The organism is Streptomyces sp. TLI_146, assembly GCF_002846415.1.
Taxonomy (GTDB): domain Bacteria; phylum Actinomycetota; class Actinomycetes; order Streptomycetales; family Streptomycetaceae; genus Streptomyces.
In genome coordinates this window covers 3491037-3503551 of record NZ_PJMX01000001.1, presented here as the reverse complement: position 1 = coordinate 3503551, position 12515 = coordinate 3491037, and the positions used below count along the sequence as shown (strand labels likewise).

Below are 12515 nucleotides of genomic sequence, written 5' to 3'. Positions count from 1 at the left end.
CTCGATGTCGCCGGGGGAAACCGGGCGGCGAACAAAGCAAGGGGCTATAGCTCAGTTGGTAGAGCGCCTGCATGGCATGCAGGAGGTCAGGAGTTCAATTCTCCTTAGCTCCACAGTAAAGAAGGCGGCCACCCGATCCGGGTGGCCGCCTTCTTGCCGTCACGGCTCAGCGGGTCAACCGCGGCCGCTGCCCAGGGCCTTGCGGGCCGGCGCGGTCAGCGCGGGCATCTCGGCGGGCGCCCCCTCGATCCGCAGCGCCAGCGCGGGGCACCGGCGCACCGCCCGCTGCGCGCGCCCCCGCAGATGCATCGGGACGGTCGCGTCCGCCACCGCCGGGTAGCCGTCGGCGCCCAGCCGGATCAGCTCCGGGATGAGGTCCGCGCACAGCCCGTGCCCCTCGCACAGCGTCCAGTCGACCAGCACCTTCTCGCCGCTGGGGATGCCCTCCTCCTGGTAGCCGTCGCCCGGCAGCGGCAGCAGGCCCAGCGTGGGGCGGCCGCAGCCGCCGCCCAGGACGTGCGCCGCCAGATCGTCGGTGAACGCGTTGACGGTGGACGTCAGGAAGCGGGCCGAGCCGTCCGGGTGCTTGCAGGCGCCGCGCCCCTTGACGGCGCCCGTCACCTCGCGCAGGGCCTCCAGGGCGGCCGGGCCGCCGCCGTTCATGACGTCCGCGAGGCCGCCCGCCGCGGCCGGCAGCCCGAGCCGGCACGGGCCGCACTGGCCGGAGGTCTCGGCCGCCAGCCAGTTGGCGATCCGCAGCGCCTCGCCCAGCGGACACGTCTCCGGCCCGATCGGCAGGATCGCGCCCGCGCCGAGCGCGCCGCCGAGCGCGGCGAGGGACTCCCGCGAGATCACGGCGTCGTGCGCGGCCGCCGCGTCCAGCCAGCTCCCGTGGTAGCCGCCGGTCAGCACGCCCTGGGGCACCGGCGGCGCCCCGGCCAGCTGGAGCACGTACCGCAGCGGCACGCCCGTCGGCACCTCCACCACCATCGGGCGGGCCACCGCCCCGGAGAGCGTCAGCAGGACCGTGCCGGGCTCGGTGGGCAGCCCGGAGTGGCTGTATCTGCGCGGGCCGACCCGGGCGGCCACCGCGAGCTGCGCGTACGTCTCCGCGTTGGACAGCAGCGTCGGCGCGCCCCCGATGCCGGTGTCCGAGGCACGCACCTTGCGGCCCGGCGGCATCGCGGGCCCGCCGCCCGCCGCCCGGATCACGGACGAGGCCTCGCCGGAGACCATCCGCTCCGGAGTGCGCACCACGCGCGCGCGCAGCGCGGGCCCGCGCCGGTCGGCCAGACCCCGCTCGGCGAAGGCCGCGCGGATCGAGGCCTCCGTGGAGTCCCGGGTGACGGCGACCACCAGGGTGCGGGCGCCCAGGGCCTCAGCGGCCAGCAGAGCGCCGTCCAGGACCAGATGGGGCGCCCGGTTCACCAGGACCGTGTCCTTGCGGCAGGCGGGCTCTCCCTCGCTCGCGTTGACCACCACGACCGGGCGCACCCCCCGGCGTATCGCGGACTTGGCGACCGCCCGCAGCTTGCGGGCGAACGGGAACCCGGCGCCGCCGCGCCCGTTGAGCGAGATGTCCTCGGCGAGCTGGGCCAGCTGCTCGCCGGGCACCGGCTCCAGCGGGCCGTGCACCTTCAGGTGCATGTCGAGGCCGAGGCGCTCGACGAGGTCGAACCCCGCGGTCAGTTGCGGGAGTCCGACGACCCGCACCTCGGGGACGTCGGGCAGTGGCGCGTTCACGGGCGGTCTCCTGCGGTGCTGTTCCAGGGCTCACCGGCGACGGGCTGGTGGAACGGGCTGGGCTGGGTGAAGGGTTCGGGCTGCGGCGCGCCGGGCCCGGGGGCCTCGAAGGCGGCCCCGCTGTCCCCGTAGGGGACGGTGGGCAGCGGTGCGGTCTCGTCGAAGCCCCCGTAGGCCGCGCGGCCGGGGTCCGCCCCGTTGAGGTCCGTCCCCGCGAAGCCGGCACTGTCGTAGTCGGCGCCGCTGTAGTCCGTGCCGCTGTAGGGCGTGCCGCCGAGGTCGTTGGCGCCGAGGTCCGCGAAGCCGCTCTCCTGGAGCGGCATGTTCTCCGGCGGACGCGGGGTGGGCGTCGGCCAGCTCGGGGCGTACTGGGGCGGGGCGGGGGCCAGGGAGACCGCGCGGTAGGCGGCCGAGATGCCGGGGGCGGGGGTCGGCCCGGGCACGGCACGCGGCGGCTCCGTCCCGTAGAGCGCCTGGGTCTCGTACGGGTCGGCCGGGAGCGGGTGGGTCGTCTCGCGCTCGGCGGTGAAGCGGTCGGTCGCGAACGCGTCCGTCGGGTACGGATGCGGTGCGGGCGCCTCGTAGCGGGGGGAGGCGGGGTCGGCCGGGTGCGCCTGGGGGGTGGAGGCGTCCGGGGCGATCGCCTGGGCCGTCTCCACGCGCGCGAGGAGCGGCGCGAGCCACCGGGTGATGCGGCGGCGCACCGGGCGCGGCAGCGAGCGGACGACGAGGGCGCCGGCCACACCGGCCAGCGAGAGGCTGTACAGCGTGACGACCCAGCCGGCCGCCTGACGGCCCGCGTACAGGCCGTGGACGAGAGCGAAGCACCAGGCCGGGTAGGCCAGCATGTGCACCGAGCGCCAGTGGCCCGCGACGCGGTCCGGGTTGGCGAAGGCGCTGCGCAGCGCGCCGGTGGCGGCCGTGACGACCATCAGGACGGCGGCGAGCGAGCCGAGGCCGATCAGGCCGTCCGAGCCGGTGACGCCGAGTCCGAAGGGCACCAGGGCGCCGAGCAGGCCCACATGACCGACCGCGATCTTGACGGTGATGTGCACCAGCAGGAAGCCGATCGAGGACACGGCGGTCGCGCGGTGCACGGCCTGGGCGACGAGCCGGTGGCGCGTCGTCATCAGCAGCCGGTCGGTGGCGAGCAGGCCCCAGACGACCGACGAGGTCAGGCAGACCAGCGACAGGACGCCGGTGGTGAAGTCCAGCGCGGCACGGAAACCGCCGCCGGTCGTGGCGGCCAGCACCGGTATGAGCACCGCCGAGGCGACCAGGAGCGCGCCGGACGCTCCTCCTTTCGCCCGTCCCTTCAGGGACGGGATTTTCAGTGTCGGGGTGGAGCGGGGACTGTGAGGGTTCATGGGGCAACTCCGAAACGTTCAGCAAAGTGGTCCCGTGGCCGCATGCTAGGTCGCCTCATACCAAGCAGTACGGCGTTTGATTGGTTGCCCCAGAAGAGGTCAGAAGAGGTCGGTACGCGGAGTAACCTCTGTCGGCTGAGCTCGTTGGAGCGCCTCGCGCACTCTCCGTAGGGGCTCTGTGAACCCTCCGCGTGTGCCCTCGTGAACGCTCAGTGCGGGCCGTGTGGGGCCTGCGGTACCCTGACGCCATGCGTGCCGTACGCCTTCTGCTTAGCGAGCCGCGCTGATCAGTCCCGACCGATGAAGAGAGCCGGTCGGAATCGGCGCGGCGTCCCCTCCTGTGCGAGGGGCTTTTTCGTTTGGTGAATGTCGCAGCCGCTGGCAGAGACGATCGATGGAGCTTCAGGAATCATGAGCGAGACGAACCCCGCTGCCGCAGAGCCGGTAGCGCCGCACCGCTACACGGCCGCCATGGCCGCCGACATCGAGGCACGCTGGCAGGACTTCTGGGACGCCGACGGCACTTACGCGGCGCCGAACCCCAGTGGTGACCTGGCCGGGGACCCGGCGGTCGTCGCCCGGCCCAAAAAGTTCATCATGGACATGTTCCCGTACCCCTCGGGTGCGGGACTGCACGTCGGCCACCCGCTGGGCTACATCGCCACGGACGTCTTCGCCCGTCACCAGCGCATGACCGGCCACAACGTGCTGCACACGCTGGGCTTCGACGCCTTCGGCCTGCCGGCCGAGCAGTACGCGGTGCAGACCGGCACGCACCCTCGGACCTCCACCGAGGCCAACATGGAGAACATGAAGGCGCAGCTGCGCCGACTGGGCCTGGGCCACGACAAGCGCCGCTCCTTCGCGACGATCGACCCGGACTACTACAAGTGGACCCAGTGGATCTTCGTCCAGATCTTCAACTCCTGGTACGACGCCGAGGCGAAGAAGGCCCGCCCGATCTCCGAGCTGGTCGCCCAGTTCGAGAGCGGTGAGCGCCAGGCTCCCACCACGCGCGCGTGGAGCGAGCTGAGCGCCGCCGAGCGCGCCGAGGTCCTGGGCGGCTACCGCCTGGCGTACGCCTCGGACGCGCCGGTCAACTGGTGCCCGGGCCTGGGCACCGTGCTGGCCAACGAGGAGGTCACCGCCGACGGCCGCTCCGAGCGCGGCAACTTCCCCGTCTTCAAGGCGAAGCTGCGCCAGTGGAACATGCGCATCACCGCCTACGCGGACCGCCTGCTGAACGACCTGGACGCGCTGGACTGGCCGGAGGCCATCAAGCTGCAGCAGCGCAACTGGATCGGCCGCTCCGAGGGCGCCCGCGTGGACTTCCCGGTGGGCACCGAGGGCGACGCGATCACCGTCTTCACCACCCGCCAGGACACCCTGTTCGGCGCCACCTACATGGTGCTGGCGCCCGAGCACGAGCTGGTCGACTCGATCGTCCCCGCCGCCTGGCCCGAGGGCACCCACGAGGTGTGGACCGGCGGACACGCCACCCCCGCCGAGGCCGTCGCCAAGTACCGCGCCTTCGCCGCGTCCAAGTCCGACGTGGAGCGCCAGGCCGACGCCAAGGAGAAGACCGGCGTCTTCACCGGCGCGTACGCGGTCAACCCGATCAGCGGCGACCAGGTCCCCGTCTTCATCGCGGACTACGTCCTGATGGGCTACGGCACCGGCGCGATCATGGCCGTCCCGGCGCACGACTCCCGGGACTTCGCCTTCGCGCGCGCCTTCGAGCTGCCGATGCGCTGTGTCGTCGAGCCCTCGGACGACCGCGGCACCGACACCTCGACCTGGGACGACGCGTTCGGCTCGTACGACGCCAAGCTGGTCAACTCGGCGAGCGCCGACATCTCCCTGGACGGCCTGGGCGTCGCCGAGGCCAAGGAGAAGATCACCGACTGGCTGGCCGAGCGCGGCATCGGCGAGGGCACCGTCAACTTCCGGCTGCGCGACTGGCTGTTCAGCCGCCAGCGCTACTGGGGCGAGCCCTTCCCGATCGTCTACGACGAGGACGGCGTCGCCCACGCGCTGCCCGAGTCGATGCTGCCGCTGGAGCTGCCCGAGGTCGAGGACTACTCGCCGCGCACGTTCGACCCGGACGACGCGGACACCTCGCCCGAGACGCCGCTGTCGCGCAACGAGGACTGGGTCAACGTCACCCTGGACCTGGGCGACGGCCCCAAGACGTACCGCCGCGAGACCAACACCATGCCCAACTGGGCCGGTTCCTGCTGGTACGAGCTGCGCTACCTGGACCCGCACAACAGCGAGAAGCTGGTCGACCCGGCCATCGAGCAGTACTGGATGGGCCCGCGCGAGGGCCAGCCGCACGGCGGCGTCGACCTGTACGTCGGCGGCGCCGAGCACGCCGTGCTGCACCTGCTGTACGCGCGCTTCTGGTCCAAGGTCCTGTTCGACCTGGGGCACGTCTCGTCGGCCGAGCCGTTCCACAAGCTGTACAACCAGGGCATGATCCAGGCGTACGTCTACCGGGACAGCCGCGGCTTCCCGGTGGCGGCCGCCGAGGTCGAGGAGCGCGACGGCAAGTTCTTCTTCGAGGGCGAGCCCGTCAAGCGCGAGCTGGGCAAGATGGGCAAGTCCCTGAAGAACGCGGTCACTCCGGACGAGATCTGCGCCGAGTACGGCGCGGACACCCTGCGCCTGTACGAGATGGCGATGGGCCCGCTGGACGTGTCGCGGCCCTGGGACACGCGCGCGGTGGTCGGTCAGTACCGCCTGCTGCAGCGCCTGTGGCGCAACATCGTCGACGAGACGACCGGCGAGGTCACCGTCACCGACGCCGAGCCGGACGAGGCGACCCTGCGCGCCCTGCACAAGGCGATCGACGGTGCCGGCGGCGACCTGGCGGAGATGCGCTTCAACACCGCCATCGCCAAGATCACCGAGCTGAACAACCACCTGACCAAGGCGGGCGGCGCGCTGCCGCGTTCGGTCGCGGAGCCGCTGGTGCTGCTGGTGGCGCCGCTGGCCCCGCACATCGCCGAGGAGCTGTGGCGCAAGCTGGGCCACCAGGACTCGGTCGTCCACCAGGACTTCCCGGTCGCCGACCCCGCGTACGTCGTGGACGAGACCGTGACCTGCGTCGTGCAGATCAAGGGCAAGGTCAAGGCGCGCCTGGAGATCCCGCCCACCATCTCCGACGAGGAGCTGGAGAAGCTGGCCCTGGCCGACGAGGCGGTCGTCGCGGCGCTGGGCGGCGCCGGGATCCGCAAGGTCATCGTGCGGGCGCCGAAGCTGGTGAACATCGTTCCCGCGTGACGATTCCCGTGACAGTTCGCGCGTGACCGTCCCGGTGTGACGGCTCCCGCGCGACGGGCGAGCGGTAGTGGGGGGTTTCCCCTACGGGCAGGTTGGGGGTTCCCAGGGAACCACCAGCCTGCCCGTTCCGTTTACGGTGGGAGGGAAGCCGACCGACATCGAGGGGACGTTCATGGAAGCCGCGATCGCGATCCTGGCGCTGATGTTCGTCGCCTTCGTCGTGCTGGGCGTGTACCTGGCGGTGAAGGCGGTCGGCGCCGCCAGGCGAGGAGTGGAGCGCACGGTCACGCAGGCCCGCAAGGCCGTCGAGGACACCACGCTCCGGGCCAAGAGCATGGGCCAGGTCGGTGTGGCCGGTGAGCTCGCACAGCTGCGGCTCTCGCTGCGCACCTCGATGCGGGCCACCCAGGACGCGCTCCACGCGCGCGTGGAGCAGGACGAGTCCCTGAAGGAGTCGCTGAGCCTCTTCGAGCGGCTGAGCGGCCATGGACACGAGCTGGACGACGAGCTCAAGCGCCTGGAGCGCGAGCCCGACAAGCTGCGCGTGGGCCGGCGGATGCCGGAGCTGCGCGAGCGCACGGAGCGGATCACGCACGCGGCGGACTCGCTGCGCTGGGCGGCCCGCGACCGGGCCCGGCAGTTCGCCGACGACGACCTGGCCGCGCTGAGCGCGGAGATCGAGGTCGAGTCGGGGGCGCTGCGGGACTGGGCGACGAAGGGGCCGACCACGGGGGTGCCCGCGGATGCGCCCACGGACGTGCCGGGCGGGATAACCGGCTCGGCCTTCGACCCGGCGGCCGGGACGGCGGCGGACGCCCCACAGGCGATCAGGGCGGCGCGGCCCGCGCCCGCGTACCCGTGGCAGAAGACCGCCAAGCCGGAGACGACGAACTGAGGCATAAGACCAGGGCCTGTGGGAACTGGGCCCAGGGGTTCGTGACGGCCAGCCGTCGCCCGGGCACGGGCGCGCGTCCGAACCGGTCAAGGGGGGTCCAAACTGATCATTGGACCGGGGCCGGGCTGCCGTGCGGCGCCCCCGGCGGGTAACCTCCCGCTCATGTCCCGCCATGTCGCGATCGTCACCGATTCAACGGCCTACCTGCCGCCGCAGACGATGGAGCGGCACGGCATCACCGCGGTGCCGCTGACCGTCGTCCTCGGCGACCAGGCGCTGGAGGAGGGCACCGAGATCTCGGCCCGTTCCCTCGCCCTGGCCCTGCAGAAACGCCGCTCCGTGACCACTTCGCGGCCCAGCCCCGACGTGTTCGCCGCCGCCTATCGGGCCGCGGCCGAAGCCGGGGCCACCGGGATCGTCTCACTGCACCTGTCGGCCGAGTTCTCCGGGACCTACGACGCCGCCGTGCTGGCGGCGAAGGGCGCACCGGTGCCGGTACGGGTGGTGGACACCGGGATGGTCGCGATGGCCCTCGGCTTCTGCGCGCTGGCGGCGGCGGAGGTGGCCGAGGCGGACGGCACGCTCGACGAGGCGGTGGCCGCGGCCGAGAAGCGCGCGGCGGGCACTTCCGCCTTCTTCTACGTGGACACGCTCGACTATCTGCGCCGGGGCGGCCGGATAGGGGCGGCCCAGGCACTCCTCGGTTCGGCGCTCGCGGTCAAGCCGCTGCTCCAGCTGGACGGCGGCCGCATCGAGATGCTGGAGAAGGTGCGCACCGCCTCCAAGGCCATCGCGCGGCTGGAGGAGATCGTCGTCGAGCGGGCCGGGACGAGCCGGGTGGACATCGCCGTGCACCACCTCGCCGCGCCCGAGCGCGCGGCGACGCTCGCGGAACGACTGCGGGAGCGGGTACCGGGCCTCGCGGACCTGCATGTCAGCGAGGTCGGCGCGGTGATCGGGGCGCACACGGGGCCCGGGTTGCTGGGCGCGGTGGTCTCGCCGCGCTGAGGGCGGTGGGGACGTGTAGTCGGTGCGAGTCACCCTCCGTGCGAGTTACCCGTACGAGTGACGGAGTTATCCACAACCGCTGGGATATCCACGGGAATTGAGCCTGCTCAGCGGGGTCGGCCGGAGCTGCCTACCGTCGTGGCATGGCTATCCGATCACCACGCATCGCAACGAGCGGGCCGGGCCGCGCACCGGGTTCGGACGGCCGTGCCCGCCATGGTCACGGCCGTCGCGCACGCGGCGCCCAGGTCCGTGCCTCCGCGGGAACGGCCGCGCGGCGGCGGGCGGAGGCACTGCTCCCGGGGCCCGCGCCGACTGATCCACGCGCACCGGTCCCGGCGCCCGCGCCGACTGATCCACACGCACTGGTCCCAGGGCCCGCGCCGACTGGTCCGCCCGCGCCCCTGTCTGCGCCTTCACCCGCGCCTCCGCGACCTGATCCGCCAGACCCACCCGGTCCGCCTGGTCCGGCCTACCCGTCAGATCCGCCAAGTCCGCCCGCGCCCGCCCCGAAGTCGTCGACGCCGTCGACTCCGGCCGATGGAACCGGCTTTCCGGGCGCGCGGGACCACGTCTGGATGGCGCTGTGGGAGCGGCTGCCGGTGTGGGTGCAGGTGCGGTGCGGGCTCACGCCGAGGAGCCTGGCCGCGCTGAGCGTGGTGCTGATCGTGGCCGTGGGGTTCGCCGTGCAGCACTTCTGGGCGGGGCGGCCCGAGCCTGTGCGCGCCCCGGAAAGGGTGACGGGACCGGCGCCTCCCGTTCACACGGTGAGCCCCGGCCCGGGGCCGACGCCGAGCCCGGTGCCGGTGGCCGGGGTGAGTGGGGCACCCGGGCCGTCTCCGAGCGGGGGCATCGTGGTCGACGTCAGCGGCAAGGTGCGGCGACCGGGGATCCACCGGCTGCCGCCGGGGTCCCGGGTCGCGGACGCGCTGGCTGCGGCGGGTGGAGTACGGGACGGGGTGGATGTCACCGGACTCAACCGGGCGAGGGTGCTCATGGACGGCGAGCAGGTGGTCGTGGGCGTGCCCGGCGCGGTGCCGGGCGCCGCCGCTCCGGTCGCCGGTCGTGGAGGGAGCGCCGGGGCGGGCGGGGCGCCGGTCAGCCTGGGCTCCGCCACGGTGGATCAGCTGGACGCCCTGCCGGGGGTGGGTCCCGTACTCGCCCAGCACATCGTCGACTACCGCGCCCAGCACGGCGGATTCCGGTCCGTCGACGAGCTGCGGGAGGTCAATGGGATCGGTGACCGCCGGTTCGAGGACCTCCGCCCCCTGGTGCGGCCATGAACCGCCCCGGGGTCCACGTCGAGTCCGGCAGTCCGCTCGGCGCCGCCAACCCCCGTCAGAAGGGCCCGTCGGACCTCCGCCTGGTCCCGCCCGCGATCGGCGCCTGGGCTGCTGCGGCCGTGGCGCTCAATGCACCGGTGCGGTGGGTGACTTGGGGGATCGTGGCGTTCCTGGTGGTGGCGGGGGTGTTGCTGGGGCCGACGATTCGACGCTGGGGGAGTGGAGGGGGTGGCAGAACTGGCGCTTGGGGAGGGGCCGGACCCGCGCCCCCTATGGCGTCGGAGCATCGGGCCGGACCTGCGCCGCCCGTGTCCACGGCCCATCGCGCGGCCGGGGCCTGGCGGCTGAACCGGGTTGCCGTCGCCGCCGTGCTGCTGTGCGCCGCTGCCGGGGCCGCCGCGAGCGCGCTGCACGTGGCCGAGGCGCGGCGGGGGCCGGTTCCCGGGCTGGCGCGGCAATACGTGCACACCACCGTCGAGTTGACCCTGACCTCCGACCCGAAGCCGATCCGGGCGCGGGCCGCGTGGGGTGGGCGGTCGGTGGTGATCCAGGCGGTGGTCACCCGGGTCGTCGGACCGGACGGCGGTGCCAGCCGGGTGCGGACGCCGGTCCTGGTGACCGCACCGGAGTCGTGGCAGCGACTGCTGCCCTCGACGCGGGTACGCGTGTCCACCCGGCTCGCGCCACCGCGACCGGATGACAAATGGGCGGCCGCCGTGGTGCGGGTGCCCGAGCGGGTGGCGCCGCAGGTCGTGGGGGAGCCAACTGCCTTGCAGAGTACGGCGGGTGGGCTGCGGGCCGGGTTGCGGAAGGCGGCCGACGGGCTGAGTCCGGACGCCCGGGCGCTGCTGCCGGGGCTCGTCGTCGGGGACACCTCGCGGGTCACGCCCGAGCTGCGGGACGCCTTCGAGGCGACCGACCTCACGCACCTGATGGCGGTCTCGGGCAGCAACCTGGTGATCGTCCTGGTGCTGCTGATCGGACCGCCCGGCCGGGCCTCGCTGGCCGAGCGGGGCGGTCTGGCCCCACGCCTCGGCATCTCGCTGCGGGCGACGGCGCTGCTCGGCGGGTTGATCACCGTGGCGTTCGTGGTGGTGTGCCGACCGGAGCCGAGCGTGCTGCGCGCGGCGGCCTGCGGACTTGTCACGCTGCTCGCCATCGCCACGGGCCGCCGCAGATCGCTGGTCCCGGCGCTGGCCGCCGCCGTACTGGTCCTGGTGCTGTACGCCCCGGAGCTGGCGGGGAGTTACGGGTTCCTCCTCTCCGTGCTGGCCACGGGGGCGCTGCTCACGATCGCCCCGGGGTGGAGCGAGGCGTTGCGGCGGCGCGGGGTGCCGGGTCGGCTCGCGGAGGTGCTGGCGGCGGCGGGTGCGGCGCAGGCGGTGTGCGCGCCGGTGGTGGCGGTGTTCGCGGCGAGGGTGAGCCTGGTGGCTGTTCCGTGCAATCTGCTGGCCGAGCTGGCGGTGGCCCCGGCCACGGTGCTGGGGTTCGCGGCCCTGGCCGTGGCGCCCGTCGCGATGCCGGTCGCCGAGCTGCTGGCATGGTGTGCGGGCTGGCCGACGGGGTGGCTCGCCGACATCGCCCGAACCGGGGCAGCGCTTCCGGGGGCGCAGACGGGATGGCCCGGCGGCTGGGGTGGTGGGGCCCTGCTCGCCGGGGTCACCGTCGGCGCGGTGTTCCTGGCCAGACGGCTGCCCCGCCATCCGTGGGCGGCCGCCGGGTGTGCGGTGCTCCTGTTGCTCGCCGTGGTGCGGCCCGCGCCGCTGACCCGGATCGTCACCGGCTGGCCGCCGCCGGGCTGGGCGTTCGCGATGTGCGACGTCGGGCAGGGCGACGCCACAGTGCTGGCGGCGGGGGAGGGGACGGCGGTGGTGGTCGACGCGGGGCCCGACCCCGTTCCGGCGGACCGGTGCCTCAGAGCCCTGGGCGTCACCCGGATTCCGTTGCTCCTTCTCACCCACTTCCACGCGGACCATGTGGCCGGGCTGGCGGGGGTGTTGCGGGGGCGGGCCGTCGGGGTGATCGAGACGGCGACGTACGAAGAGCCGTTGGAGCAGGCCCGGTTCGTGCGGCGGGCCGCTGCCGGGGCGGGGGTGCCGGTCGTCCCGGTGGAGCCGGGGGAGCGGCGTGCGGTGGGGGGCCTCACCTGGGAGGCGCTGTGGCCGCTGCCTCCGCCGACCGTCACACCGGACGGGCCGAACGACGCCAGCGTCACGCTGCTCGTCCGGGCCGGAGGGCTGACCCTGCTGCTTCCCGGCGACCTCGAACCGCCCGCCCAGCAGGCCCTGTTGCGGGCCCATCCCGAGCTGCCGCCGGTGGACGTCCTCAAGGTCGCCCACCACGGCTCGGCCCACCAGGACCCGGCCCTGCTGCGGGCGATCCGGCCCCGGCTGGCACTGATCTCGGCGGGGAGGGGCAATCCGTACGGCCACCCGGCGCCCGCCACGGTGTCCCTGCTCGCGGCGTCCGGGGCGCGGGTGCTGCGTACCGACACGGACGGCGCGATCGCGGTGACGGGGAGGGGGAGCGGGGCGGGGAGCGGGCTGATGGCGGTGCCGCTGGGGCGTGGGCCATGAGGGCGGGCAGGGGCGGGCCTCGTGGTGGGAGTTCGGGCGTGCCCCGGAATGGAGGGGTATCTGCCGGAGGGGGGCGCGTGGTTGGCCGTGCGGTGTAACCGGGGGTAGCAATTCGGTCCTCTTCGGACAGTGTTGCTCAACACGTCACATGGACCCCGTTTGCCTCGAACGGGCCAAGAGTGATCGAATGCATCTTCGTCAAGGGCCGCAAGTCCTGCCGTGACGAGGGTGTCCTGGCCGTGCGCGGTCCGGAAGTTCCTTCTCGCACGGGAGTGTGTGCACCGTGTTCAGCCGCTGGCCCGGCAGGCGTTCGACCGACTCTTCTCGTATGGACCGTGCGGACCGTGGGGGTCGTACA

7 protein-coding genes and 1 tRNA gene are annotated in these 12515 nt (G+C 73.5%); 6 read left to right on the top strand and 2 right to left on the bottom strand.

Going from position 1 to position 12515, the window contains the following annotated elements; translation table 11 throughout:
• The first annotated feature begins 40 nt into the window (after nucleotides 1-40).
• Nucleotides 41-113 (top strand) — tRNA-Ala (locus BX283_RS15930).
• Between the two features lie 61 nt (nucleotides 114-174).
• Here the strand turns inward: BX283_RS15930 and BX283_RS15925 are convergent.
• Together BX283_RS15925 and BX283_RS15920 are read right to left on the bottom strand one after the other, a co-directional pair.
• A complete protein-coding gene (locus BX283_RS15925) occupies nucleotides 175-1743 on the bottom strand; it encodes an NADH-quinone oxidoreductase subunit NuoF family protein (RefSeq protein ID WP_101388275.1) in 1569 nt (522 codons plus the stop codon).
• Nucleotides 1740-3110: a hypothetical protein gene (locus tag BX283_RS15920; protein WP_257582888.1), complete on the bottom strand. Its 1371-nt coding sequence runs from the start codon at nucleotides 3108-3110 to the stop codon at nucleotides 1740-1742. The genes BX283_RS15925 and BX283_RS15920 overlap by 4 nt, the downstream gene beginning before the upstream one ends.
• Before the next feature lie 411 nt (nucleotides 3111-3521).
• Here BX283_RS15920 and leuS point away from each other — a divergent pair, with 411 nt between their 5' ends.
• The 5 genes from leuS (at nucleotide 3522) to BX283_RS15890 (ending at nucleotide 12157) form a co-directional block, all read left to right on the top strand.
• Nucleotides 3522-6395: a leucine--tRNA ligase gene (gene leuS / locus BX283_RS15910; protein ID WP_101388274.1), complete on the top strand. Its 2874-nt coding sequence runs from the start codon at nucleotides 3522-3524 to the stop codon at nucleotides 6393-6395.
• 172 nt (nucleotides 6396-6567) lie between these two features.
• Nucleotides 6568-7290 (top strand): hypothetical protein, encoded by a 723-nt coding sequence (locus tag BX283_RS15905; RefSeq protein WP_101392369.1) that lies wholly within the window; start codon nucleotides 6568-6570, stop codon nucleotides 7288-7290.
• A gap of 162 nt (nucleotides 7291-7452) precedes the next feature.
• Nucleotides 7453-8298: a DegV family protein gene (locus BX283_RS15900; RefSeq protein ID WP_101388273.1), complete on the top strand. Its 846-nt coding sequence runs from the start codon at nucleotides 7453-7455 to the stop codon at nucleotides 8296-8298.
• A 578-nt stretch (nucleotides 8299-8876) separates the two neighbouring features.
• Nucleotides 8877-9581: a ComEA family DNA-binding protein gene (locus tag BX283_RS42170; RefSeq protein ID WP_306822804.1), complete on the top strand. Its 705-nt coding sequence runs from the start codon at nucleotides 8877-8879 to the stop codon at nucleotides 9579-9581.
• Nucleotides 9578-12157, top strand: coding sequence for a ComEC/Rec2 family competence protein (locus BX283_RS15890; protein ID WP_101388271.1), 2580 nt, complete (start codon nucleotides 9578-9580; stop codon nucleotides 12155-12157). Before BX283_RS42170 ends, BX283_RS15890 begins: the two co-directional genes overlap by 4 nt.
• Nucleotides 12158-12515: the final 358 nt, after the last annotated feature.